This is a genomic window from Williamsia sp. SKLECPSW1, from assembly GCF_054332755.1.
This window is the reverse complement of sequence record NZ_JBTGLI010000001.1, coordinates 451,778-476,086: the sequence shown is the minus strand read 5'-3', so window position 1 is coordinate 476,086 and position 24,309 is coordinate 451,778. Positions and strand designations below refer to the sequence as shown.

Genomic DNA, 24,309 nt, shown 5'->3' with positions numbered 1-24,309 from the left:
CCGTCTGTTGGGCGGCCGGGCCCGTCTGTTGGGCGGCCGGACCGTTCGAGTGGGCGGAGGCGGTCACCGAGACACCACTCGACGTCGGGAATCGCCCACTCGACGTCGGGAATCGCCCACTCGACGTCGGGAATCGCCCACTCGACGTCGGGAATCGCCCAGTCGACGTCGGGAGTCGGTGCAGGCGTTGAGGGGCCGCTACACTCGTCCCCGACATCGGGGGATGCGATCGGGGGGTCGGACACATGACAGCAGGGACGCTTTTCGGGCTGACGGCCGCGCAGCGCGGCATGTGGGACGCGGAGCACCTGCAGGACGACTACTCGGTGACGGTCGCGCACTACCTCGACATCCGTGACACCGACCGCACTTTCGACCGCGACCTGTTCCGCATCGGGGTCCGCGAGGGATCCAGACTGCTCGAGACCGCGTACTCGCGCTTCACCGTCGTCGACGGGGAGCCGCGCCAGTACGTCGACCTCGACCTGCCGTTCGACGTCGTCGACGTCGACCTGCGTGGTGAGCCGGACCCGATCGCCGCCGCAGACGCCTGGATGGCCGCCGACCACCAGTCCCTCATGGACGTCACCCGTGACGCGGTGGCGATCTCGGCGTTCATCCGCGTCACCGACGACCGCACCTACTGGTACCTGCGTGGACACCACATCGCGTTCGACGGGTTCGCCGCCCTGACCTGCCTGCACGAGGGCGTCGACCGCTACAACGCGGCGGTACGTGGTGAGGAGTACGTCGTCGCGCCCCGGGCCACCCTCGCCGAGGTCTCCGCCGACGACGAGCGGTACCGGACCGGCACCCGTCGCGCCGTCGACGAGGACCACTGGCGGGAGAAGGTCACGGATCTCCCTGCGCCGGTGACGCTGTCGCGATCTGATCCCACCCTGCGCTACACCGCAGATCACATCGTCGCCGGCCGCGTGATGGACGCCGGGCTGCAGGCTCGCGTCGACGCCGCGGCAACCGATCTGGGTGCGTCGGCCGCGGCGGTCCTCGCCGCGGCGTTCACCGCGTATCTCTCGACGGCGGCCGGCCGCGACGACATCGTGCTGACCCTGCCGGTGACCGGTCGCGCCACCGCGAAGATCAAACGCGCCGGCGGCATGGTCGCCAACATGCTGCCCGTCCGCGTCGACTCGGTGGGCACGCACACCCTCACGTCCCTCGTCGAGGCGGTGACGCTCGAGCTGACCGGATGTCTTCGCCATCAACGCTTCCCGTTCGTCGACATCGCGCGGGCCGCCGGGATCGACGACCCCCGGGTGACCGCGTTCGGCCCGATCGTCAACCTCGTGTTCTTCGACAAGCCCCTGGTGCTCGACGGCGCCGACGTGAGCTATCACATCCTCTCGTCGGGGGTCTTACAGGACCTACGCGTGAACCTGTATCAGGCGGGCGCCGGGTTGCCGATCGTCGTCGACCTGCACGGCAACTCGACGATGTACGCCCGCGACGAGATCGCCACCCACCTGGAGGGATTTCTCCGGCTGCTCGCCGCCCTGCTCGACGCGCCCGGGTGCACAGTCGCCGACGTCGCGCGGCAGGCAGTGCTCGTCAGTCGCTGAGTGCGCGTCGGAGCAGATGCATCGCGACGGTCACCGACCGCTCGCGGACGTCGGCCCGGCCCCCGGGCAGCACGAGGCGCCGGGTGATCACCGTGCCGTCGCCGTGGGCGACGCCGAAACAGACGGTCCCGACAGGCTTCTCGTCGCTCCCGCCGCCGGGACCCGCGATGCCGGTGGTGGACACCGCGATGTCCGCGCCCAGACGCGCCAGCGCTCCCCGGGCCATCGCGGCGGCGACCTCCTCGCTCACCGCGCCGTGCTCGGCGATCGTCTCGGCGGGGACGTCGAGCAGCCCGGTCTTCGCGGAGTTGTCATAGGAGACGACGCCGCCCATCACATACTCCGACGATCCGGCACGGTCGGTGAGTCGGGCGGCGATCATCCCGCCCGTGCACGACTCGGCCGTGCCCACCCGGTGCCCGGCCAGCAGCCGGGCCACCTGGTCGTCGACGGTGGAACCGTCGGTGGAGAACACCGTCTCCCCGTGGCGCTCGGCGACGAGTTCGGCGACGGCACGGTAGGCGTCGTCGGCGTGGGGAGCGAACCGCGTCACCATCTCCAGCTCGCCGCGACGCAGGCAGGTGGTGATCTCGAGGGTGTCGAACCCGTCGACCTCCGCCTCGGCGTCCCGGAGGGTCTCGGCCAGTTCGGATTCCGCGGTGCCGACCATGCGGATGGTCTCGGTCACCGACGCGACCCGTTCGGCGATCGCCGCGACGACGTCGTCGGCCCCGACGGATCTCGGCCACATCTGCTGCAACTCGCGCGGTGGGCCGGGGAGCACCATCACCACCGGCGTCCGGTCGCCGGCGGGGACGACGACCCCGGGCGCCGTTCCCGCGGGCGCGATCACGGTTGCACCGGCGGGGACCATGGCCTGCTTCCGGGTCGCCGCGCGCACCGAGTCGAGGTCGGGGTCGGCGCCGCGCTTGAGGCTCCACGACCGCACGATGTCGGCGATGTGCGACTCGACGTCGGTGTCGAGGACCAGTTCCAGACCGCAGAACGACGCGACGGTCGCGACCGTGAGGTCATCGGCAGTGGGCCCGAGACCACCGCTGGTGACGATCAGGTCGACGTGTTCGTCGGCCAGGAAACGCAGCGCCGCCCGCAGGTCCGCCGGTCGGTCACCGCAGACGATGATGTGGGCGACGTCCACCCCGAGGTCCAGCAGCTGCGTCGCGATCCAGGGCCCGTTGCGATCGGAGACCTGACCGGTGAGGACCTCGGTCCCCGTGACGACGATTCCCGCGCGCGCACTCACACGGACCGACCTTACGCGGGAGGTCGCGGCGCGCGGGAGCTGTCAGCCGCCGTGCTCCTGCCCGGACAGAAGCGCACCTTCGCAGGCCGGATGTCCCAGGTGGCGTGACCAGTCCAGCGGGGTGCCGCCGAACCGGGCGTCGCGGATCGTCGGGTCCGCGCCGCGCGCGAGCAGCCAGCCGACGAGGTCGGCGTCGTCGCGTTCGACCGCGGTGTGCAGGGCCGTCTGCCAGGGCTGCTGGACCGGGGTGTCGCCGCGACCGAGGCCGTCGACGGCGAACCCGGCGTCGAGCGCGGCGGCGACCGCCTCGACACCGCGCGTCGCAGCCCATGCCGCGAATCCGGGGTGTCGCCGACGCGCCGACGCTCCGACCGTGGGCTCGACGGTGGCGACGGCGTCCCGGTCGCCCGCGAGAATCGCGCCGAGGAGGGCCTCGACGCCGTCGAGGTCGGGTTCCTCGGCACCGCGTGTCCGCAGGAGATCGACGAGACCGCGGTGGCCGTTGCGGGCCGCGACGGCGATCGGTGTGCCACCCCCGCGCAGCGGTCCGGGGCCGTCGGGCAGCGCCGTCAGGACGTCGACACCGTGGTCGGCGAGGAGGGTGACGCGCGCCGCCATCCCGTGGACGACCGCCCACGCCAGGTGTTGTCGGACGAGGACCTCGGGAGGCGCGATCAGGTCGGGCAGTCGGCGACGCCAGGGGCCGCCCTCGCCGGTGCCCAGTCCGAACGGGAACAGCAGACGGAGGTGGGTGTCGTCGACGTCGAACATGCGGTTGTAGAGCAGCTGCGGATCGGTGGGTTCGGCACCCGCATCGAGGAGCATCCGCGCGAGGTCCACGTGATGCGGGTGTGGCGATTCGCCGTTCTCGCCGCCGCCGAGAAGTCCGGTCAGGACGGTGAACGGCGTTGCGTGTCCGGAGAAGTGGCGGCCGTCATCCGGATCGGCTCCGGCGTCGAGGAGTGACGCGGTGGTCTCGCGGCCAGCGGATCCGGGCACCGGCCACCGCGAGTAGGCCACGTACATCAACAGCGACCACCCGAACGGCCCGCACGCCTCGTCGGGGTCGTGGGTGCGGAGGTGCTCGCGGAGCGCCGCGGTGTCGCCCGTGACGGCGGCGACCGTCGGATCACCCGCGATCTCGGGGTGCGATCGGAGGAGTTGCCGCGCAGCGACCGGATCGGGCGCTGTGCCGGTCCAGGTCTCGCAGACCCCGCGTACGAATCGGTGTGCCGGGGGCTCGTCGTCGTGCTGCGCGCTCGGGTTCCATGTGCGGCCGGCGATTGCGCGGACATGCGACTGCAGGCGCGGCCAACTGGCGAAGCCGTGGGCGCGGGCGAGGACACGGTGGGCGTCGGCGAGCCGGAAGTCGCTGTCGGCGGTGGGGATCGACGCCTGACGCAGCGCCGCGGGATCGCCACGACGCACCCCGCGGTGCAGGTCTCGGGCCTGACGGCGGAGCCAGTCGATGTCGGGTCGTTCGGGAAGGGTCGCCACCGCGATCTCCTCTCGCGTCCCCGTGGTCCGCGTGACGGGGCGAGAAGAGGTGACGACGGGCATGGCTCGAGCACCTGTGCAGGTGGGCTCAGCCCTCTCCGCGGACCCGGTGGCGTCCTGCGCGCCGGACCCGAGCGTACCGCCGTCACCGACGGTGCGACAGGCTTCTATTCGGCCCGGTGGAACACGGTCAGCACGGTGAGGGCGAGGATCTTCAGATCCAGCGCGAGGGACCAGTTCTCGATGTAGTAGTTGTCCCATTCGGCGCGGTCGGCGATGGAGGTCTGCCCGCGGAGCCCGTGGACCTGTGCCCAGCCGGTCACCCCGGCCTTCACGCGGTGCCGTTCGCCGTAGCGGCGGATCTGCATCTCGAACAGTTCGACGAACTCGGGCCGTTCGGGGCGCGGGCCGACCAGGCTCATGTCACCGCGCACCACGTTGATCAGTTGCGGCAGTTCGTCCATCGACGTCGACCGCATGATCTTGCCGATCGTCGTCCGCCGGTCGACGCCCTCCACGCCGCCCGGTGCCGCGCCGGCCCTGAGCTCGAACGCCGCGTCGGCCTCGGTGGCCGGTCGCATCGACCGGAACTTCAGGCACCCGAACACCTTGCCGTTGCGGCCGACCCGCTGCTGGGAGAAGAAGATCGGGCCGGGCGAACTGAGCCGCACCGCCAGCATGAGGGTGAGGAACAGCGGGGAGATCAGCAGCAGACCGACCGCCCCGGCGAGGCGGTCGAACCCGTGCTTCACCGCGAACTGCCAACTGCGGGGGTTGACCCTCGGGAGGATGAGCAGCGGGACACCCCCGAGATGGTCGACGCGGGCCCGCGCACCGACAGCATCGTGTGCGCGCGGCAGCACCCAGGCCCGGACGCCGCGACGGTGTGCGGCGCGGACGACGCGCGCCAACTGGTCGTCGTCCACGTCGTCGGCGGCGACCACGACCTCCTCGGCGTGCGATGCCGCGATCGCGTCGGCGATCATCCGGGGCGGACCGAGACGCGGGATCTCGGGGGAGGTGACGTCCCCGACGTCGCCGCCACCGGCGATGTGCAGCGGTGATGCGGCGAGGATCCCGACGGGCCGCAGCCCGTACTCGGGCATCTCCTGCATGCGGGTGATCAGCTGGTGTGCGATCGGGCCGTCGCCGACCACCAGGGTGGGGGCGAGTGACCCCCGGCGCACACGCAGATCGCGTTGGATCACCACACGGATGAACCGGCCGACGGTGAGCAGCACGGCGGCGGCCACCCACACCCTGGTCAGCGTCACGCCGGGCCGTCCGCTCGAGCCGAGGACCAGGACGATGAACCCGAGGGTGACGACGACGGCCAGCGCGAGGGCGGTGTGGAGGGGTCCGAACTCGTCGAGGAAGTTGCGTCGCATCTGTTTGCGGTACATCTGCTGCAGCGCGAGCGTCATGACGACGGCGGGCACGAACAGCCACACGGCCCACGCGGACGGCGTCTGGGGTTGCGTCGCGCTCGCCCAGGTCAGCCCGATCGCCACGGCGATGACGGCGGCGAGGACATCGACGGCGACGGTGATGAGCGAGTGGCCCGGGTCGGTGCGGGTCCGGTGCAGCAGAGCCGACCGCGGTTCGCCGGTGACGTCGCGCGGGAGCGCCGACGCGACCGGCGGTGTGGTCTGCAGAGCCATCGGCAGAGCTCAGTTCTCGTTGCCCGTCATGGCATCCAGACTAGTGAATTGTCACATGCGAATTGGCAATTTCGGGCACATCGTCACGACAGCGCGTCGACGCCGAAGATGCGCTCCCGGACGATGTCGGCGAGGTCCTCGAGCACCTGGACGTGGCCGGTCGTCCACTGTCGGGGGTGTTGGTCCCACGCGCACAGCGTGCCGATGGTGTGGCCCTCGCCGTCGGTCAGCGGGATCCCCGCGTAGGCGACCACCGTCCCGTCGGCGACGATCGGGTGGTCGGACAGGGTCGGGTGGACCCGCGCGTCCTCGATGATCAGGGGTGCGCCCGCCGACACCGCGTACTGGCAGAGGGAGCGGTCGAGGGTGACCGTGCGCGTCTCGTCGAGGTCGCCGGAGATGCCGGCAGCGCTGCAGAACCACTGTTTCTCGTCGGACACCAGCGACACGCCTGCGCTGGGGACCTCCAGTGCGTCGACGGCCATCTGCGCGATGCGGTCGTAGGACGCCCCCGGCTGGGTGTCCATGAGGCCGGTGTCGAAGAGCGCCCGGAGTCGGTCGGGGTCGCGCAGCACCGGGTCGGTCGCGGCGATGGGCGGCGTGGACGTGGGGAGTCCGTCCGAGAACAGGCCGGCCGACGGGACGGTCTCGTCGCCGTCGCTCGTCGTGCCGGACGGCATCCCGTCGCGGCGGAGCGCGGTGATCGCGGCCGTCAGGTCGGGGTCGTCGGAGCCGACGAGGTCGGCTGCGAGCCGGCTCGCGACCGCCCGGCCCACGTAGACGTCGACGTCCTCACCGGTGGCCCGGGCGGCTCGGCCCAGCACGCCGGTGATCGCCGGGTCGACGGCGGGTGAGGATCCGGACATGGAGTTCACGATAGCGAATCAACCCTGGTGTGGAAGTGCATGTTCACAGGTCCGGACACGAATTCGGCGGGCGACGACCCGCGGCGCGATCGTCCACCCAGTCCTGCGGTGCGGGGCCGAGGTCGAGCGTGCCGTGGGGTTGGCCCTCGACCACCCGCAGGTCGACGATCGCCCCGTCGCGGCAGGCGCGACGGACGGCATCCACCGTCCACCGCGGGTCGATCAACGTGTCGTCGGTGCCGTAGGCGACGAACATCGGGGCGCTCGACCGGACCGAGGGGAGGGGCACGGCGAACTGTCCGAGCTGGTCGCGGAGTCGGTCCGCGGCGGCGGGCGACGACGGCCGGAAGTCCGACACCGGTGCGGCCGTGGCGATCCCGACCTTCGCCGCCTCCTGGTCACCGGTGCACGACAGGAAGACCGTCCGCGCGGCGGCCATCGAGCCGTGCAGATAGTCGGCCATCCGGAAGTCGGGGAACGCGGCGCTCACGCCCTCGAGAACCACGGGGAGGGCGACGCGCTGGGCGACGCTGAGGGTTCCGGCCTGCATCGCCGCGACGAGTCCGCGCAGATCGGCTGCGGGGGAGATGCTCAACGACCCGAGCAGACGCAGCCCCGAGCCGTAGGTGGCGGCGAGCTGGTTCGCCGCCCACGACGCCTGCCCGCCCTGCGACACCCCGTAGGCGACCCAGTCCGACGATGCCGCCGGGACCACCCGCCGTGCGGCCCGGACTCCGTCGATCATGGTGTGCGCACTGCTGTACGGCTCGAGGAACGGGTGTGGCCGTGACCGGGGCGACTCGGTGCCGTCGCCGGCGTCGGCCTGCGTGGTGTCGTCGGCGGTGACCGGGTCCTCGGTGAACACCACGACGTAGCCGGCGGCGAGGAAGTAGGCGACCGACCCGAGGCTGCCCAGCAGGCCCGGGTAGGAGGTGGGCGCGCAGTCGCTGGAGGCCCCGGTGTTCGGGTGGGCGACGGCGGCGATGCGGTATCCGCCCCGCGGGGGATCGTCGCGGGGGACGAACACGACACCGTTCGCCGTACGCGGGCCGCCGTCGCGGGCGGTGGTGGCGTAGCGGATCTCGGTGATCTGCCGGGTCACGTCGTCGAGTGCGGGATACCCGTCGTCACGGGTGGGCGACGCGACCAGGGCGCCGGGGTCGACGGAACGCGACGGTGCGGCCATCTCGGCCGGCGGCGAGGTGGCGCAGCCGGCGACGACGATGACGCACAGTGCCGCGAGCAGTGTCGCCGCGCTCCTGCGACGACGTCCCTCGTCTCCGCGCGGGATCACCGTCGCGCGCCGGGCTTCTGCTCGGTCACGGTCCCGACGCCTCCAGCACGGCGATCGGGTCACGACAGATGTCGACGAGCGCGGCGTGCACCGCTGCGAGATCCAGCACGTCGGAATGGAATGTGGCCGAGAAGGTGCGTGCCCCGCCGACCTCGCTCACGAGCAGCGTGAGCGCCTCGGGCCCGTCGGGGTCGATGCCGGCCCCGAGTTGCGGTTGCGTCGCGGGCGGATCGGGGAGTACGCCGTCGTAGAGGGGTATGCGACCGATGTCGCTGACGGACAGTCGGGTCCGAGTCGACGTACGGACCGGCGACGCGGATCCGTCCACGGGTCGGGGACTCCCGCGCTGCAGACGCGCCCGCGTGGCGTTCAGGCCGAGAACGGCGAGCGGCCAGGCCGATTCGGTCGCGGCTCGCACTCGTTCCCGTACCGAGGTGGGGGTGACCGGGGTGGTGAGCCGGATCGGCAGGGCGATGGCCAGATTTCCCATGCCGGCGTCGCCGCGGCGCAGGTAGCGCCGGCAGTCGACGAGGACCTGGACGACGTCGTCGGTGGTGACCCCCGCGCGCCGCAGTGCGGTGACCCAGATGGCGACCGTCGCCGAGGCATCGGAGGCGCCCTCCGTCGACGAGACCCGTTCGCGCAGTGCGGTGACGCCGTCGGCCGGAAGGGTCGCCGAGATCGTGCGGATCTGTCGGGGATCGACGACTGTCGGCTCGGCGACGACCTCCGCCCGGGCGTTGTCGGCGCGCAGTCGTCGTACCTCCGCGAGCCGGCGCGGGTGGCGGAGGATCTGGTCGGCCATCGCACGCCGCACCGATCCGGCGGGTGCATCGCGGGCGAGTGCGGCGTGGACCGCCGGTGGTGCGGAGTCGAGCAGAACCGCCTGCAGGGCGGGGGCGAGGCGACCGTCGCCGAGTCCGTGGGAGTGGTCGACGACGAGATGGTCGTCGCAGACGGCGACGCGGAGCGGCGTCGGACCCTGTTGTCGCACATGGGTTGCGACGACACCCAGTCCCGCACCCGGTGTGTCGGGCAGATCGTCGGGGCGGTGCGGTGCGCCGAGATCCTCGACGGTCAGCGCGTCCGTACGTCGCGTCCACACCCCGTCGGCGGCGAACGGGTCGAGGCGCAACCGCGGCACCTGGGCGGCGACGGACCGCAACCGGACCGTCAGCAGATCCCGATCGAGCCCGGGGAGCGGGCCGAACACGGCGATGGTCCGCGAGTCCGCCATCGCACGGTCCAGCGCACTCGGCCTGTGTGCGCCGATCTCGTCGTCGGAGCGCACGGCCCGGCGGTCAGGCCGCGCCATCGACGACCTCGCGCATGCGACGACGGAACTCGGCGCGGGAGAAGCCCTCCGCCCACCGCCGGATCGCGGCACGGTCGAACGACGCCGGGTCGAGAGTCCGCATCGCGTCGGCGAAGCGGGCGACGATCTCGTCGTCGGTGCCCGGATCCACCAGCAGTCCGGTCTCACCCGGTCGGACCGAGTCGAGAGCGCCGCCCTCACCGAGCGCGATGACGGGCGTCCCGGTCGCCATGGACTCCACCGGCACGATGCCGAAGTCCTCGATGCCGGGCATGAGAAGGGCTCGGGTGCGTCGATGCAGGTCCAGGAGTTCCTCGTGGGAGACGCGTCCGAGGAACGTCGTCCGTGGTCCGGCGATCGCGCGGCACGCCTCCATCGCACGCCCGTCGCCGGCGACGACCAGCGGGACGTCGGCCTGCGCGGCCGCGCGGATCGCGATGTCCGGCCGCTTGTAGGGCACGAGGCGCCCGGCCAGCAGGAAGAAGTCCTCGCGCTCGACGGACGGGTCGGGGGTGAAACCGTCGGTGTCGACCGGTGGGTGCACGACGAGTGCGTCACGGCCCCACCAGTTCTGCACCCGGTCGGCCACCGCCGACGAGTTCGCGACGATCGTGTGCAGGCGTGGGGCCGCGGCGACCTCGCAGCGGCGCGCCACCACCGACAGTGCGGTGAGGATCCCGGCGCCGACGGCGCCGCCCCCTTCGCCGGCGCGCAGGCTCGCATCCCAGGCCCATCGGGCGGGGCTGTGCACGTAGGCGATCACCGGTGCGTCCGTCGCGAACACGACCTGGGTGGCGAAGGCGTGGTGACTGGTCACCACGACCTCGGGGTCGCCGCCGGGGCTGCGAAGATCCATGCGTCGGAAGGCCAGTGGCATGAACGGCAGGGTCGGTGCGTACGACCGGTGTCCGAGCGCGCGGTAGAGGCCGTTCAGCCACGTCGTCTGCGGCGGCGTGGGGAGGTCGCGCGGGATGCCCTGCTCGCGGGCGATCGGTGCGTGCACGCTCCCGTCGGGCCACTCGAGGGCGAGTTGCTCGACGACGTGCTCGGATCCGGCGATCTCGGTGAGGCGTTCGTGGACCACGGCGACACGACGGGTGGCGCTCGGCGAGTCGCCGCTCACCCGGACTTCTCCGTCGTCTCTCGACCGGTCCGGCCACGCCGTCCGATCTGCAGCACGAGGTGGCGCGCCGCGCCCAGGTCGGCGAGCTGGGCGAGGGCGTCCTCCGTCGCGGTGCGGTCCCGTCCGCGGGCGGTGACGACGACGACGGCTGCGACGAGATCGCCGAGATCGACGTCGCGCCACCACTCGTCGGCCACCGCGCCGTGCTCCACACGGTGGCCCCCGTCCTCGGCGGCTCCGGCGGGGACCACCACGTCGACGGTCTCGGCGGACCCGCCGGTGAGGATGACGGCGGACCGACCGCGCCGATGCCGATGTGCCAGCTCGCCGTAGAGCAGTTTCGACGCGTCGAACGGTTCGGTACCCACCACCAGCAGACGGGCCCCGTACCTGTGGGCGATACGGCGCGCCCAGATCCGGTTGTTCCGGCGCCCCAGCCGTCCGCGGGCCAGCACGAGGAGTTCCGCGGCGACGATGACGCCGACGACACCGGCGACCAGCGCCGTCGACAGCGGCTTCGGCGAGACCGGCGACGACGACGCCTCCGGCACCGACAGCACCGTCAACTGGTTCCCGCCCCCACCGGCGATCTGGTCTCGCTGCGCCCGCAGCTCGGACAGTCGGGCGTCGGACTGGGTGCGAGCGTCGCTGTTGGGCGCGAGGCGGCCGTTCCGGGCCTGTTCGAATGCGATCGACGCGTCGATCTGGTCGACCCGCCGGGACACGTCCCGGGCCGCGTTGGCCTCGTTGGCCTGGGCGACCGCCGCGACCATCGCGCGAGCCACCTGCTGGGCGGTGCGCGGGTCGTCGGCGGTGGCGGTGAACGTCAACAGCGACGGGGCCGTGCCGGGCGTGAGGGTGACGTGGCTGCGCAGCGTCGCGGTGCTCCATCCCGTGTCCACCTGCGTCAACACCTGGGCGAGGACCCCGTCGTCGCTCGCGAGCTCCTCGAACGGTGCACGGAGCTGCTCGACGAAGGCGTCGCCGGCGACGACCTCGCTCTGCGTCGTGATCTGGGTGACGACGGAGGCGGAGTACTGCTTGCTCACCTGCGTCGAGAGGTAGGCGAAGACCGCCGCGCCGATCAGCGCGCCGATGAGCAGCGCGGGAAGCAGCATGCGCGCGAGGTCGCGGAAGTGTCCGGCGAGGTCGATGGGGGGTGGTGCGTCGCGATGGGTCGTCGCGGCATCGACGGTCACCGGTGAGCTCCTTCGCGCGACGACAGTTGATCATGGCGAATTCGGACTTTGCCGATCATAACTTTTTTCGAATCGGGCATCCGGCGAACCGGCGCGCGTCCTGGCGATGAGTTCCGCGTCGGTCACGAGTCGGAACGAGGGACCACCCGCCGACTCCAGGAGCGCTCATGACCGCCTACTACACCGTCGACCTGTTCTCCACCCTCGACGGCTTCGCCGCGCCACGGCCCGGGACCTGGGGTGGCTACTGGGGCAGACAGACCGACGAGTGGATGGCGCATCGGCGACGTCAGTTCGCCACGAACCACCGCATGGTGTTCGGCGCCCGCACCTTCCGGCTGTTCCAGGGGTTCGTCGGCACGCGCGACGGCGCACCCGATGCCGGTCGGGCCGACGACGACTGGGTCGTGAGCATGCTGACCTCGCCGACCACCGTGCTGTCGTCGACGCTGACCGCGCCGCTCGAGTGGACGAATGCGACTCCGGCGACCGGCGACGCGGTCGACGTGGTGTCGAGGCTGAAGGAGGAGTCCGACCTGCCCCTGCGTTCACACGGCAGCGTCTCGCTGAACCGCGCGCTGATGGCGGCGGGGCTCGTCGACCGCATCCAGCTGACGATCTTCCCCGTCGTCACCGGCACCACCGGCGACGACCCGATCTGGCGCGACGGTCCGGACTTCGACCTCGAGCTGATCGACAGTCGGACCTTTCCCGGCGGCATCCAGGAACTGACCTACCATCCGACCCTCCACCACTGAATCCGACGCAGTTCTTCCCGCTCACCGGGAAGAACTGCGTCGGATGCGTGGGTCGCGCACGAGACCACCGACGCACCCCGATCAGACAGTGAGGCGACGTGCGGTGTCAGCTGTAGGACGCCAGCACCTGATAGGCGGGTTTCGGGGTGAAGTCCCGGTACAGCAGACCGAAGTTCTGTTCGGGATCGTTCGTGTCGCTGCCGGAGTCGCGGATGCTGTAGACGTAGGCCGGGCCCAGCCAGGAGGTGCCCTTCGCGCCGTCGAGGATGATGCGCACGGTGTCGGCCTGCGTCTGCGGCGTCACCGCCACCGGCGACGTCCCCGTCGGCGCGCCGAACTCCGTCATCCAGATGCGCTTCGCGCCGTCACCGCGGTCGACCATGATGTCGTGCATCGGCCACATCTGTTGCGCCGCACTGAACGATTGCGTCGCCGGGTCGTTCGGCAGATACGGATAGGTGTAGGGATGCATCCCGACGGCGTCGAAGCTCCCGCGGGCACCGGCGTCGTACATCCCGGCGAGGAATGTCAGCGGGGCGATGTCCCGACCGTTGTCGGTGGCCGGCGCCATCCCCGCCGAGATCACCCCGAGCGACGACCGGACCCCCTTCACCGCGGCGTATCCAGCCCGCAGCAGCTGCGTGTAGGCGGCGGCGTCGGTGCGGGGTTTGAAGAAGTTCAGGGTGTTCGGCTCGTTCCAGATCTCCCACGCCGACACCGTCGAGCGATACCGGAGCGCCGCGGTCCGCACGAACTGCCCGAACCGCGCAGGGTCCTTGGGGCGAAAGTGGCTGTCGGTGGCGTCGTCGGCCGGGTCGGTCGCCCACCGGGGGGTGAACCCGACGAGCCCCAGCGGGCACATTCCGGCGCTCGTGACCGCCGCCATCGCGCGATCGGTCGACGCCCAGTCGAACACCCCGGGCCTCGTCTCGATCGCCGACCAGTCCACGTCGATCCGCACCGACCGCACACCCGCGGCCCGCGCCGCGGACACCTCGGCGGTCTGGTCGGAGTTCGACAGGGAGAGGAAACCGGCGCCCGGGGACACACCCTTCACGACCCCACCCCCGGACAGCCCGGGCGCGGGGAAACACGACGCGGTCGCCGTCGGTGCAGCAGATGCCGCGCCGACGGCCACGGCCCCACCCGAGACGACCGCGACGAGCGCTGCCAGGATCGCGACGACGCGACGACGACGCTGCATGGCGTACCCCTCCCGGACGTACCGACACCGTCGGCGAACCAGCCACTGCGGTCAGGCGAGCAACGCCTCCAGCATGGCGGGAAGCGTTCGCGACAGATCGTGGTCGTCGGCCACCCGCTGCCGTGCAGTGGCGATCATGCTCGCACGCAGATCCCCGTCGGACAGCACCCGCCGGATGGCCGCGGCCATCGCCTCCGCGTCGCCCGGCGGCACCAGCACACCGGCACCACCGGTGAGGAACTCGGTGGTGCCCCCGTGATCGGTGCCGACGACGGGCTTGCCGTAGGCCATGGCCTCCAACACCGATAGCGGGCCCGCCTCCGGCTCCACGCTGGCCGACACCACCACATCCCACCGTGCCAACGCGGCCCGCAGATCGGTGTGGCCCAGGAACCGCACCCGCCCCGCGAGGTCGGTCGCGGCCGCCCGGGCGTGCAGTTCCGCCACATGGTCGACGTCCCCGGGGAAGGAGCCGCCCGCGAACTCGACCTCGACGCCGGGCAGCGCCGCCGCCGCCTCGAGGAGGACCTTGTGCCCCTTCCACGGGGTGAGCAGCGCGAGCATCCCGACGACGGGCGGGGAGTGCAGGTCCGCCGGCAGCGCATCGACGGGCGGGTGGACGCCGTTGTGTGCGACGACCACCGGCACCCCCATGGCACGCAGCGGTGCTGCCGTCGCCGACGACACCGCGACCGCCCGCCGGATCCGGGGCTTCGCGACGCGGATCACCGCCCGCTGCCGCCCCGACACCGCGGTGTCGTGGACCAACCACGAGACGCCTCCGGGACCGGCGGCCCACCGCATGGCGGGCAAGGCGTACAGCGAGTTCACCACCGTCGCCGTTCCCGGTGCCGTCACGATCGGCCGCAGCTGCCGGCCGACGGCGCGCCACCGCGCCACCAGACGCGCGCCTCCGACGAGGCGGGCGGCGCCGCTCTCACCCGTCAGTCCGAGGTGGCCGATCTCGATGTGGGTCACGCGCGCAGGCAGTCGATCCACCAGCGGCCCCGCCGCGCACGCGACCGTCACCGCGAGACCGTCGTCGGCGGCCCGGTGCACCAGGTCGAGCATGACCTTCTCCGCTCCGGAGACCTGTCCGGAGTGGGCCACGAACAGAACGCGGTCCAGGGGCGCGCGGGCGTCGGTCATGAGGTGCTCACCTGCACTTTCGTGTGTCGGCCCGGCGCGCGGGCGGAGGCACGGACCAGGGGGAGGGACACACCGGCGACGACGACCGCGGCCACGACCGACACCACGGGCCAGGGCACCCAGTGGGTCGCGACGGTCCCGCCGACGCACAGCGCGGCGGTCAGGATCGCGAGCGTGGTCAGGGCGCCGAGCGGCAGCATCCCGATGATCGGCACGGTCCGGATGATCACCGCCCACAGCACCACCAGCACGGCGCCCAACGTCGCGACCGTCGCGATCGCCGCCCCGTCGTACGACAGGTGGGGGATCAGGACGAGGTTGAGGACGACGTTGAGCACCAGGCCGCCGAGCGCGACCACCGGGTAGTTCCGGGCCTGTCCGGCGGAGGCGAGCAGGTAGATGCCGAGGACGATCAACGCCGTCAGCGCCGCGCCCAGCACGAGGAGCCGTGCGGCGAACGCGCCCTGTACGAACCGGTCGCCGTAGAGCAGTCCGATCACCTGCGGCGCCGACGGCCAGAACGCGGCGACGGCGAGCGCCCCGCCCGCCCCGAGAGCGGCTGCGGCTGTGCGGCACTTCTGCCGGAACACCCCCGGCCGGTCCGGCCAGGCCGCCACCAACAACGTCGCGATCGGGCCGGCCGCGGCGAGCACGAACGTGTCGAGGATGTCGGAGAACTTGTAACCGATGCCGTAGATGCCGACGGACTCGAAGGTGTCGAGCACGCTGAGCAGCAGCACGTCGATCTTCTGCAGTGCGATGGTGAGGGCGAACCCGATCGCCAGCGGTGCCGCGTCGAGCAGCATCGACCGCCACCGCGCCACCTCGATGTGCCGCGACGGTCGCAGCCCCCCGTCGCGTCGGATGATCCCGGCGGTCTTCATCGACAGGGCCAGGACCTCGTTCAGCACCGGGGCGAGCACGAAGATCAGCAGATACGGCGCGACGATCGCCGCGGCGATCGTGACCGCGAGTTGCAGTGCCTGACCGAGACTCTCGGACACCGCGGACAGGACGAGCCGGTGGCGGCTCTGGTAGACGACGGTCAGCGCGTGCCCCGGCGTCGCGAAGACGACGACCAGACCGGCCAGGGCCGTCGCCCGGATGACCTCCCCCGGATACTGCAGGATCACCACGTAGGCCAGCGCGATGACGTACCCGCCGAGACCGAGCACCACGCGCAACGCGATGAAGGCCGACGACGTCCGCGCGATCTCCTCGGGGTCGTCGACGATCAGCTGCGCCATGACGGCCCGACCCACACCGAGGTCGGTGAAGATGGCCATCAGACCCAGCAGCGCGAACACGAACGTGTAGTGACCCCACGCCTCGGGGGAGAGGATGCGGGCGACGATGACGCTGCCCGTCCACCCGAGAGCGGCGATGACCAGCCGGCTCGCGAGCATCGCCCCGGTCGCCCGCGCGGCGGCGCGTCCGTCCGATGCCTGCGCCGCTGCACCGCCGGGGCGGACCGCGGCGGGGTCGACGTCGGCGACCGACGGGTCGACCGGTGGCGGACCGGTCTGCGCCACCGACTCCAGACTCACGGTGGACTCCACCCGGTCACGACAGGATCCCCTCGCGCCGGTAGACGTCGACCGTGGCGCGCGCGGTGCGTTCCCAGGTGACCGGTTCCATGGCCGCGACGGCCGCCCGGGTCAGCTCGTCGCGGGCCGACGGGTCGTGGACGAGCGGTCGCATCGCAGCCACCCAGTCGGTGACCTCGTCGGAGTCGACGAGCCGCGCACCGTCGCCGACCACCTCCGGCAGTGCCCCGACGGCGCTGGCGACGACAGCGCCACCGCAGGCCATCGCCTCCACCGGCGGCAGCCCGTAGCCCTCGTAGTGGGAGGCGTACGCGGTGACGGTCGCGGCGGCGTACAGCGCGGGGAGGTCCTCGACGTCGACATAACCGAGACCGATCGCCGACGCCGGCGCGTCCGGACCCCGCGACCCGCCGCCCGCCAGCACGCACGGGATCCCGAGTTCGTCGGCGGCCGCGGCCACCAGGGCGACGTTCTTGCGGGGCTCGACGGTCCCGACCTGCAGGACGAACCGCTCGGGCAGGTCGTGGGCGGCGCGCACCCGCTCGACGTCGGCGTCCGACGGCGGTCGCGCCCACACCGCCGGCGCGAGCTCGACCACGTGCGCCTCTCTCCCGGCGATGGCCTCGATGCGGTCGGCGGTGAACCGCGACACCGCGATCAGCACGTCGGCGCGACGCAACGCACGGCGCACCAGGACGTTCTCGCCGGCGGCGCGGAACCTGCTCGACGCCGACGGCATGTCGATCACCGACAGGTCGTGGACGGTGGCGACCGTCGTGGCCGGTCCGGCGAGCGGGAGGTCGACGTCGAGTCCGTGGAACACCGACGCCCGCAGCGGCGCCGCGCCGTAGACCGCGCGCCGCGCACCGTCGGCGACGGGCCGCGTGATGGCGTGCATCCTCGGTGGGAGATCGCCGACGGCGTCGGCCTGGACCAGCGCCGTGGTCGACGTGGGCGCGAGCAGGTCCGGCATGTACCTCAGGAGTTCACGGATGTATGTCTGGACACCGCTGCCGCCGGGGCGGAGTGCGAGCGCGCCGAATATGAATCCTGTTGCGCCGTTGCGCATCCCACCACTCCCACCAGAAGCCAGAAATGTACGTCCATCGGAAAGATCTCGAAGTAGGTCGCGACGAGGCTCGCCACCATCGCCGCGGCGATCGACGCGCTCACACCGAGGGCCAGCGGCCCGTCGCGTCCCGGCAGCGTCCGCGACGACCGCACACACCACACGAGCGCGGTGATGATCAGCGCGAGGAACACCCACAGCCCGATCGGGCCGAGCTCGAGCAGCGTCTTGATGTAGTAGTTGTCGGGTTGATAGTTCGCCGATCCCGTCTGGATCGTGCCGCCCGCCCCCGCGCTGACCGCTGTCGTCGACTGCCCCTGCGCGGTCGAGATGCGATCGGCCGCAGCGCCGCTCGATCCCAGCCCGCGTCCCAACGGGTGCACCAGGATGCTGGAGATGATGTCGCTCCACCCCGCGCCGCGCTGACCGAGGCTGCTGGAGGAGAGGAACACCGACGTCGCCGACTTCGGCAGCAGCGGGATCGCGGCGACCGCGACCACCGCCAGGGCGACGAGTGGGGCGAGGAGGGAGCGGAACCGGATCACCGCGAGCCAGAGGACACCCACGACGAGACCGATGATCGCGGCCCGCACGACCGAGGTGGCCATCACGATCGCCATCACCGGCCACAGGTACAGGAAGACGCGGTTGCGGCGACGGCGGGGCTCGGCGAGCGCGACCGCCCCGCCGACGAGCAGCGCGAGCATCACGTACAGCCCGAACCCGAACGGTTGGTTGAACGTGCTGAATGTGCGGAAGAGGGGCCCGCTGGTGCGGATCTGCTTGCCGAACTCGTAGCCGAACTTCACCAGTTCGCCGGGGCCGACGATCTGCTGGGCGATGCCGACCAGGCTCACCAGCACGCACATCCCCATGAGGATCGACACGAGGTGGTCGCGGTCGCGGGCGTCGAACGGCGCGAACCACAGCACCAGCAGGATGAGCATGTAGAAGAACGTCACCTTGGCGCCGACCAGGCCGAACGGTCCGTAGGTGACGACGGCCGAGACGAGGCCGAAGGCGACGAACACGACGACCGCCGGCCAGTACGGGATGTGCAGGGGTGGCGACGACCGTCGTCGTGCGCGCTGGGCGAACGCGCAGACCAGCGTCAGCGCGAGAAGCCCTTCCTTCCACGCGGCGGCGACGTGGGGGACGGGGGCGATGTCGAGGAGTCCGTGCAGCGGGGTGAGCGCGGCGAGCAGCAGCAGGCCCCGCTGAGGACGGATCCAGACGAGCCGGATCGCGACGACCGCGACGCCGGCGGCGACGAGACCCAGCGCGACCTCCACGAGGTACTGCACCGTCCACCGCCTCTCACCGGTCGCACACGAGCCGTGAATTCATTTTGTCGAATTCGCGCGTCGTTCGCGTGCATTCTCCGGTGTCGTGCAGTTCAGCCCTGCGGCCGCGCGGGTCGGACCGGGACGACGACACGCTGTCCGGCGACCTCGCCGACGGCCATCGCGACGCCGTAGACGTCGGTGAGCAGGTCGGGCGTGAGCGTCTGCGCGGGCGGACCGTGCGCGATCAGCCGGCCGTCGGCGAGGACCGCGACGGTGTCGCTGTACGCGGCGGCGAGGCCGAGGTCGTGGACGACGGCGATCACGGCGCACCCGTCGTCGCGTCGTCGGGAGACGATCGCCATCACCGCCTCGGCGAAATGGGGGTCCATCGCCGCGGTCGGCTCGTCGAGCACGAGGACCGGGGTCCGTTGGGCGAGCACCCGGGCCAACGCCACCCGTGCCCGTTCGCCGCCCGACAGGGTCGCGAACGGCCGGTCGGCGAAGGCCTCGACGTCGCAGCGCGCCAGCGCGTCGGCGACCGCGTCGTCGTCCTCGGCGTTGGCGGGTGTGCGATTCCACGGGTACCGCGCCATCTGCACGACCTCACGGCAGGTGAACGCACCCCCGACGACGTGGTCCTGGGGGAGGACCGCCCGCCGACGTGCCTGCTCGGCAGGCGACAGGCCGGAGACGTCGTCGCCGACGAGCGTCACCGTGCCGGACCCCGGTCTCAGCGATCCCGCGAGTGCGCCGACGAGCGTCGACTTCCCCGCGCCGTTCGGGCCGACGACACACAGCAGTTCGCCGGCGTGCACGCGAAGGTCGACGTCGGACAGGACGGGGCGGCCGTCGCGGTCCACCGACAGGCCGGTGGTCTCGATGAGCACGGGCCCGGTCACGCCCAGCCTCCGCGACGAGAACGTGTGCGACGCAGCAGGAACAGGAAGACCGGCCCGCCGACGAGGCTGGTCAGCATGCCGAGCGGGAGGTCGGCGTAGTCGACGAGTGTGCGGGCCGCGAGATCGGCGAGCACCAGACCCACCGCACCGGCCATCGTGGCCGCCGGCACCAGCACACGGTGGGCGGGGCCGACGATCAACCGCATCAGATGCGGCACGACGAGGCCCACGAACAGGATGATCCCGCAGAACGCGACCGCGGCGGCGGTGAGGACGGCGACGATGACGATCGCGACCCGGCGCAGCGCCTCGACGTCGACGCCGAGGTGTCGTGCGGAGTACTCGCCCAGCGCCAGCAGATCCATCCGACGTGCGATCACCATCGCGGCGACGAGACCGACGGCGACGAAGCCGACCACGAGGAACACCTGATCCCACGTGGCGCGGTTCAGGGACCCCAACTGCCAGAACACGATCTGGTCGCGGGCGGTCGGGGTGGCCCGGAAGGTGAAGAACGCGATGAGTCCGCCGGCGAAGGCGTTGACCGCGATTCCCGTGAGGACGAGGGTGACCACCTCGGTGCGACCGGCCGACCGCGACAGCAGGTAGACCGCGGCCGCGGTGACGAGTCCGCCGACGAAGGCCCCACCCGCGACGGCGAACCCGGCCGCGCTCGCGCCGATCAGTGCGATGACACCCGACGCGCCCGCCGCCGCGCCGGCGGAGACGCCGATGATGCCGGGTTCGGCGAGGGGGTTGGCGAACACGCCCTGCAGCACCGCGCCGGCGCACCCGAGGGCGGCCCCGACGAGCAGCGCGAGCACGACGCGCGGCAGCCGGACGTTCCACAGCGTGTTCTCGCCGACCTGATCGGGCAGCGGGCCGATCGACAGATGCAGGTGGTGCAGCATCGAGCCGACGACCTCGTCGATCGGAACCGGGTTCTGTCCGATCCCGGCGGCCACCACGGTCGAGGTGAGGACCGCGAGCAGCCCGACGACGAGGACCACGGGCAGTGCCGCGCGGCGGGCCTGCGACGACGGCAGGCGGGTCCGCAGTCGGCTCATCGCGGTCCGTACAGCGCGCGTGTCAGGGCCAGCACCACGTCTCCGGTCCGGGGACCGAACGAGAGCAGCTCGCCGTCGTCCATGTCGACGACCGATCGGGTGCGGCCCGCGGGTGTCTCGCCGACACCGGGCACCCGCAGCAGCCCGTCGACGCCGCCGACCGATCGCAGGCCGTCGGTGAGCATGAGGATCACGTCGGGTCGGGCGCGGATGAGCCCCTCGGAGGTGAGGGAGGTGAACGCGTCGCCGAGGCCGGCGGCCGTCCCCGCGTCCTGGCCGCCGACGGTGTCGATGAGCGAGTCGGCCCCCGATCCGGGTCCCCCGAGGATGAGCAGGCCGGTGCCGCGTGCGTAGAGGAAGGCGATGCGGGGGCGGTCCGCGTCGGGCACATCGGGCCGCAGGGCGCGCGCCTGTGCGATCCCGTCGTCGACCCGCCGCACCAGCACCTCACCTGCGGCGGGGACACCGAGGGCGCGGGCGACGAACCGCAGCTGCGCCGGGGCGTCGGCGACGTCGCGCCGGTCGCTGCCCACGACGACGGGGATGCCGGCCGAGGAGAGTTGACGCACGACCGTCGCCGACGAGGGGAGCGTCGCATCGGTGAGGACGACCGTCGGACGCAGCGCGATGATCGCCTCGACGTTGGCGTCGGTCCCGCCGAGCGTGAGCAGCGGGATCGATCGGGCGGCGGGGAAGTTCGTCGCGATGTCCCGGCCGACGAGGTCGCCGCCCAGGCCGAGTGCGAACACCGTCGTCCCGTATGTGCCGTAGCGGTCGAGCGCGACGATGCGGCTGACGTCGGTGACGGTGACCCGCCGGCCGTCTGCGGTGTCGACCGTCGCGGGCAGCCGGGGCACCGGGGTCGGCGTGACCGCGACGGGGTCGGCGGACGGGAGCGTCGCGGTGCGCGGGCCCGTCGCGATGACCGGTGTGGACGTCGCCGAGCCGACGTCGAGGGGTGCCGTCGAGCAGCCCGCCACCGCCAGGACCGCGGCGACCAGGACGGTCGCCGACCAGGCGGGGCGGGATGCGCGGATCAGCGTGGCCCGCTCGCCATCCCGAGCAGGGAGGTCACCGCGTCCGAGGACAGCTTCCAGGTGCCGGCGACACGGACGAAGCCGTACTGCACCGACACCGGTGCCGGGGTGTGCGGGCTCGCGACGGCGACCGTGGCCTGGGCCTTGTCCGAGCCGTCGGCGCGGACTCCGGTGACGGTGAACTTGTCCGGCGTGTAGCCGGCCTGCCCGGCGCCGCGGGCGAAGCCGTTGAGCTTCTGGCCGATCGTGGCGTCGCCGGAGTCGACGAGGTCGGCGATGACCTGCGGGGATGTCGTCGGATCCAGGACGGTGCGCAGGATCTGCTGGGCGGCTGCGGAATCGAGACCCTGCGGTGCGTCGACGTCGCCCGTCGCGGGACCCGCCGCGGCGGCGGACGAGGATGATGCCGCGGTGGTCGACGAGGAGTCGTCGGAGCACGCGGCGATCGGCAGGGCGAGCAGCAGACCCACCGCCGCGGCTGCGACGAGGCGGGCACGGCCCGCGCCGAGACCCGCGCGGCGGCGGGCGAGGGTGGTGACGTGCATGCGTACTCCTCGGATCGGTCGGCACTACTTAGGCGATCCTAATGAGGCGCGTCGGCTGGGGGGAGCCCGACCCTGGGAAGTCGGTCAGGGGTCTCCCAGTCGACGGCCAGTCGGTGACGCAGCGTCCTGCCAGGCCGCCTCCCTAGATTCGTGCTCGATCCGGTCGAGGTGGCCGGTGATGACACGAAGGTGGTTGTGGGACATGCGAATCACGAAGATGCTCACCATGAGGAAGCTGGCCGTGGGGACGGTGGCGGCAGGCAGCATCGGCCTGGCGTCACTCGGTGTGGGGGCCGGCGTCGCGTCGGCGGCGCCGATCCATCAGGTCACCCATCAGCAGTACGGGCAGCAGCAGTCGTGGCAGCAGCGCCCGACCACCCAGCCGGGTGCGGTGAAGCGACCGGACCACCGGGCGTTCACCTACCGGGGACAGCGGGTCCAGCCGCAGTACAGCCCCCGACACCACGGCTGGGGCTTCTGGTTCTTCGGATTCTGGGTGCCGGTCGTCGTCGGCTGACCCGCGGTATCCGTCCGGCCGGAGGAGTCTGGTGGATCGGCGGGGTGGTGTCAGCGGCCGAGCAGGCCGCCCAGTGCCCCGCCGACACCGGACTGCTCGCCGGACCCCGTGCCGCCGATCAACCCGCCCGGCGGGAGCTCGGACGGTTGGACGATGACGAACCCCTGGCCCGAGAACGAGAGGGTGAAGCGTTCGCCGGTGGACCGGCCGATAAGGGTGCCGAGGTTGAACGAGTCGTTGGTCTTCACGCCGGTCTGCAGGCTCGACGACCATGCGACGGCCGCCTGCGGGTCGGCGTACGTCGGCTGGTCGACGTTGAGGACCACCGGGGTGCCGTCGGTGGTGATGGCGATGCGTCCGCGGCCGGTGAAGACACAGTTGAACAGGCCGGCGTTGCCGGCGGCGCCGGCGCCGGAGACGCGTCCGATGCGGTAGGACAGCGTGGTCTCGAACGCGAGCACGTTGGCGCCGTTGATGGTGAGGCCGTCGCTCCCGTCGAGGTCGACGAGGTGCACGTCCGACGAGGCGTTCGCCAGGAACAGGTCGCCGCGGCCGGAGACCTTCATCAGGGGCACGCCCTCGCCGGTGAGTCGCTGGCGGATCGCGTTGCCGATCCCACCGGCTCCGAGCGCCTCGAATCGCAGGTCGCCCTGGTAGGCGACCATCGAGCCCGATCGGGCCATCACCTCGCCGTTCATGGCGACCTTGCACATCTTCGACCCCTGCTTCTGGATGCCGGGTTCGGAGCTCTCCGCGTACTGCGGTGCGAACAGTTCACTGTGCATCGGGGGACCTCCGTGGGCCGTCTGGTGGGCGGTAGGAACCGTCTGTTGGGCGGTAGGAGCCGTCTGTTGGGCGGTAGGGACCGTCTGTTGGGCGGTAGGGACCGTCTGTTGGGCGGCCGGGACCGTCTGTTGGGCGGTGGGGGAAGGCTCGTCGTCGATGTCGATCCCGTATGCGGTGGCGATCCCGGCGAGCCCGTCGTCGTAGCCCTGCCCGACCGCGCGCACCTTCCAGGCGTCGCCGCGTCGGTAGATCTCGACGCAGACGACGGCGGCCTCGCTGGTGAGGCCCGTCATCTGGAACGTGATGGACTCGCCGCCGGCCGACACCGTGGCGACGAGGGTGGGTGCCGCGCCGAACGTCGCCGGCCCCGAACCGTCGAGGCTCGCGGTGACCGCGATGGTGGCGACGTCGGGTGGGATCGAGGCGGTGTCGATCGCGACGACGTCGGGTCCGCCCGCGCCGTGTCGGTACTGGACGCCGGGACCGACCGGGTTGTTGAAGAAGATCAGATCGGCGTCGGATCGGACGCGTCCGTTCTCCGCGAGCAGCAGCGCCGACACGTCGACAGGCACCGCGCAGGCGACGGACACGGACACCGGCGTCGCGGCCAGTGGTCGGTTCTCCCCGGGACGCAGGTCGCTCACGC

At 71.9% G+C, this 24,309-nt stretch carries 21 protein-coding genes; 3 read left to right on the top strand and 18 right to left on the bottom strand.

The window, feature by feature from the left end; all coding sequences use genetic code 11:
* Positions 1 to 245: 245 nt before the first annotated feature.
* Positions 246 to 1,580, top strand: a complete 1,335-nt coding sequence (locus ACXVUM_RS02355; protein ID WP_458520268.1) for a condensation domain-containing protein — start codon at positions 246 to 248, stop codon at positions 1,578 to 1,580.
* Here the strand turns inward: ACXVUM_RS02355 and ACXVUM_RS02350 are convergent.
* The 8 genes from ACXVUM_RS02350 to ACXVUM_RS02315 all read right to left on the bottom strand — a co-directional run bounded on the left by ACXVUM_RS02350 (position 1,570) and on the right by ACXVUM_RS02315 (position 11,799).
* Positions 1,570 to 2,844 (bottom strand): competence/damage-inducible protein A, encoded by a 1,275-nt coding sequence (locus ACXVUM_RS02350; RefSeq protein ID WP_458520267.1) that lies wholly within the window; start codon positions 2,842 to 2,844, stop codon positions 1,570 to 1,572. The genes ACXVUM_RS02355 and ACXVUM_RS02350 overlap by 11 nt on opposite strands.
* Before the next feature lie 42 nt (positions 2,845 to 2,886).
* Positions 2,887 to 4,404, bottom strand: coding sequence for a hypothetical protein (locus ACXVUM_RS02345; RefSeq protein ID WP_458520266.1), 1,518 nt, complete (start codon positions 4,402 to 4,404; stop codon positions 2,887 to 2,889).
* A gap of 104 nt (positions 4,405 to 4,508) precedes the next feature.
* Positions 4,509 to 6,002: a sugar transferase gene (locus ACXVUM_RS02340; RefSeq protein WP_458520265.1), complete on the bottom strand. Its 1,494-nt coding sequence runs from the start codon at positions 6,000 to 6,002 to the stop codon at positions 4,509 to 4,511.
* A gap of 83 nt (positions 6,003 to 6,085) precedes the next feature.
* Positions 6,086 to 6,868: a GAF domain-containing protein gene (locus tag ACXVUM_RS02335; RefSeq protein ID WP_458520264.1), complete on the bottom strand. Its 783-nt coding sequence runs from the start codon at positions 6,866 to 6,868 to the stop codon at positions 6,086 to 6,088.
* A gap of 43 nt (positions 6,869 to 6,911) precedes the next feature.
* Positions 6,912 to 8,162, bottom strand: coding sequence for a lipase family protein (locus ACXVUM_RS02330; protein ID WP_458520263.1), 1,251 nt, complete (start codon positions 8,160 to 8,162; stop codon positions 6,912 to 6,914).
* A 25-nt stretch (positions 8,163 to 8,187) separates the two neighbouring features.
* Positions 8,188 to 9,477, bottom strand: coding sequence for a hypothetical protein (locus ACXVUM_RS02325; RefSeq protein ID WP_458520262.1), 1,290 nt, complete (start codon positions 9,475 to 9,477; stop codon positions 8,188 to 8,190).
* A complete protein-coding gene (locus ACXVUM_RS02320; protein WP_458520261.1) occupies positions 9,464 to 10,600 on the bottom strand; it encodes a glycosyltransferase in 1,137 nt (378 codons plus the stop codon). The genes ACXVUM_RS02325 and ACXVUM_RS02320 overlap by 14 nt, the downstream gene beginning before the upstream one ends.
* Positions 10,597 to 11,799 carry a hypothetical protein gene (locus ACXVUM_RS02315; protein WP_458520260.1) on the bottom strand — a complete coding sequence of 401 codons (1,203 nt, stop codon included), beginning with the start codon at positions 11,797 to 11,799 and terminating at the stop codon, positions 10,597 to 10,599. The genes ACXVUM_RS02320 and ACXVUM_RS02315 overlap by 4 nt, the downstream gene beginning before the upstream one ends.
* A 167-nt stretch (positions 11,800 to 11,966) precedes the next feature.
* On the opposite strand from ACXVUM_RS02315, the gene ACXVUM_RS02310 reads away from it, so the two are divergent.
* Positions 11,967 to 12,557, top strand: a complete 591-nt coding sequence (locus ACXVUM_RS02310) for a dihydrofolate reductase family protein (RefSeq protein WP_458520259.1) — start codon at positions 11,967 to 11,969, stop codon at positions 12,555 to 12,557.
* 106 nt (positions 12,558 to 12,663) lie between these two features.
* On the opposite strand, the gene ACXVUM_RS02305 is transcribed toward ACXVUM_RS02310, so the two are convergent.
* The 9 genes from ACXVUM_RS02305 to ACXVUM_RS02265 form a co-directional block, all read right to left on the bottom strand.
* Positions 12,664 to 13,761 (bottom strand): beta-xylosidase, encoded by a 1,098-nt coding sequence (locus ACXVUM_RS02305; RefSeq protein ID WP_458520258.1) that lies wholly within the window; start codon positions 13,759 to 13,761, stop codon positions 12,664 to 12,666.
* Positions 13,762 to 13,812: 51 nt separating this feature from the next.
* On the bottom strand, positions 13,813 to 14,910 hold the full coding sequence (locus ACXVUM_RS02300) for a glycosyltransferase family 4 protein (protein ID WP_458520257.1): 1,098 nt from the start codon (positions 14,908 to 14,910) through the stop codon (positions 13,813 to 13,815).
* Positions 14,907 to 16,457: an oligosaccharide flippase family protein gene (locus tag ACXVUM_RS02295; protein ID WP_458520256.1), complete on the bottom strand. Its 1,551-nt coding sequence runs from the start codon at positions 16,455 to 16,457 to the stop codon at positions 14,907 to 14,909. Before ACXVUM_RS02295 ends, ACXVUM_RS02300 begins: the two co-directional genes overlap by 4 nt.
* A 16-nt stretch (positions 16,458 to 16,473) precedes the next feature.
* Positions 16,474 to 17,526, bottom strand: coding sequence for a glycosyltransferase family 4 protein (locus ACXVUM_RS02290; protein ID WP_458520255.1), 1,053 nt, complete (start codon positions 17,524 to 17,526; stop codon positions 16,474 to 16,476).
* Complete coding sequence (locus ACXVUM_RS02285; protein WP_458520254.1) at positions 17,436 to 18,830, bottom strand: O-antigen ligase family protein; 1,395 nt, start codon at positions 18,828 to 18,830, stop codon at positions 17,436 to 17,438. Before ACXVUM_RS02285 ends, ACXVUM_RS02290 begins: the two co-directional genes overlap by 91 nt.
* 92 nt (positions 18,831 to 18,922) lie before the next feature.
* Positions 18,923 to 19,711 carry a heme ABC transporter ATP-binding protein gene (locus ACXVUM_RS02280; RefSeq protein ID WP_458520253.1) on the bottom strand — a complete coding sequence of 263 codons (789 nt, stop codon included), beginning with the start codon at positions 19,709 to 19,711 and terminating at the stop codon, positions 18,923 to 18,925.
* Positions 19,708 to 20,778, bottom strand: a complete 1,071-nt coding sequence (locus ACXVUM_RS02275) for a FecCD family ABC transporter permease (protein ID WP_458520252.1) — start codon at positions 20,776 to 20,778, stop codon at positions 19,708 to 19,710. The genes ACXVUM_RS02280 and ACXVUM_RS02275 overlap by 4 nt, the downstream gene beginning before the upstream one ends.
* Positions 20,775 to 21,758: a heme/hemin ABC transporter substrate-binding protein gene (locus ACXVUM_RS02270; RefSeq protein WP_458520251.1), complete on the bottom strand. Its 984-nt coding sequence runs from the start codon at positions 21,756 to 21,758 to the stop codon at positions 20,775 to 20,777. Before ACXVUM_RS02270 ends, ACXVUM_RS02275 begins: the two co-directional genes overlap by 4 nt.
* Before the next feature lie 56 nt (positions 21,759 to 21,814).
* Positions 21,815 to 22,360 carry a DUF4878 domain-containing protein gene (locus ACXVUM_RS02265; RefSeq protein WP_458520250.1) on the bottom strand — a complete coding sequence of 182 codons (546 nt, stop codon included), beginning with the start codon at positions 22,358 to 22,360 and terminating at the stop codon, positions 21,815 to 21,817.
* Between the two features lie 202 nt (positions 22,361 to 22,562).
* Here ACXVUM_RS02265 and ACXVUM_RS02260 point away from each other — a divergent pair, with 202 nt between their 5' ends.
* Entirely contained in the window at positions 22,563 to 22,877 is a 315-nt protein-coding gene (locus ACXVUM_RS02260) for a hypothetical protein (RefSeq protein ID WP_458520249.1), read from the top strand.
* A 50-nt stretch (positions 22,878 to 22,927) separates the two neighbouring features.
* Here ACXVUM_RS02260 and ACXVUM_RS02255 read toward each other — a convergent pair whose 3' ends face one another.
* Positions 22,928 to 24,307, bottom strand: a complete 1,380-nt coding sequence (locus tag ACXVUM_RS02255) for an AIM24 family protein (protein WP_458520248.1) — start codon at positions 24,305 to 24,307, stop codon at positions 22,928 to 22,930.
* Positions 24,308 to 24,309 lie beyond the last annotated feature (2 nt).

Bases quoted from the DNA above. Each gene is read 5' to 3' on its own strand.
- ACXVUM_RS02325 (WP_458520262.1), bottom strand. From the start codon at position 9,477: ATGGCGCGGCCTGACCGCCGGGCCGTGCGCTCCGACGACGAGATCGGC.
- ACXVUM_RS02340 (WP_458520265.1), bottom strand. From the start codon at position 6,002: ATGGCTCTGCAGACCACACCGCCGGTCGCGTCGGCGCTCCCGCGCGAC.
- ACXVUM_RS02335 (WP_458520264.1), bottom strand. From the start codon at position 6,868: ATGTCCGGATCCTCACCCGCCGTCGACCCGGCGATCACCGGCGTGCTG.
- ACXVUM_RS02260 (WP_458520249.1), top strand. From the start codon at position 22,563: ATGCGAATCACGAAGATGCTCACCATGAGGAAGCTGGCCGTGGGGACG.
- ACXVUM_RS02290 (WP_458520255.1), bottom strand. From the start codon at position 17,526: ATGCGCAACGGCGCAACAGGATTCATATTCGGCGCGCTCGCACTCCGC.
- ACXVUM_RS02305 (WP_458520258.1), bottom strand. From the start codon at position 13,761: ATGCAGCGTCGTCGTCGCGTCGTCGCGATCCTGGCAGCGCTCGTCGCG.
- ACXVUM_RS02310 (WP_458520259.1), top strand. From the start codon at position 11,967: ATGACCGCCTACTACACCGTCGACCTGTTCTCCACCCTCGACGGCTTC.
- ACXVUM_RS02265 (WP_458520250.1), bottom strand. From the start codon at position 22,360: ATGCACGTCACCACCCTCGCCCGCCGCCGCGCGGGTCTCGGCGCGGGC.
- ACXVUM_RS02345 (WP_458520266.1), bottom strand. From the start codon at position 4,404: ATGCCCGTCGTCACCTCTTCTCGCCCCGTCACGCGGACCACGGGGACG.
- ACXVUM_RS02300 (WP_458520257.1), bottom strand. From the start codon at position 14,910: ATGACCGACGCCCGCGCGCCCCTGGACCGCGTTCTGTTCGTGGCCCAC.
- ACXVUM_RS02355 (WP_458520268.1), top strand. From the start codon at position 246: ATGACAGCAGGGACGCTTTTCGGGCTGACGGCCGCGCAGCGCGGCATG.
- ACXVUM_RS02275 (WP_458520252.1), bottom strand. From the start codon at position 20,778: ATGAGCCGACTGCGGACCCGCCTGCCGTCGTCGCAGGCCCGCCGCGCG.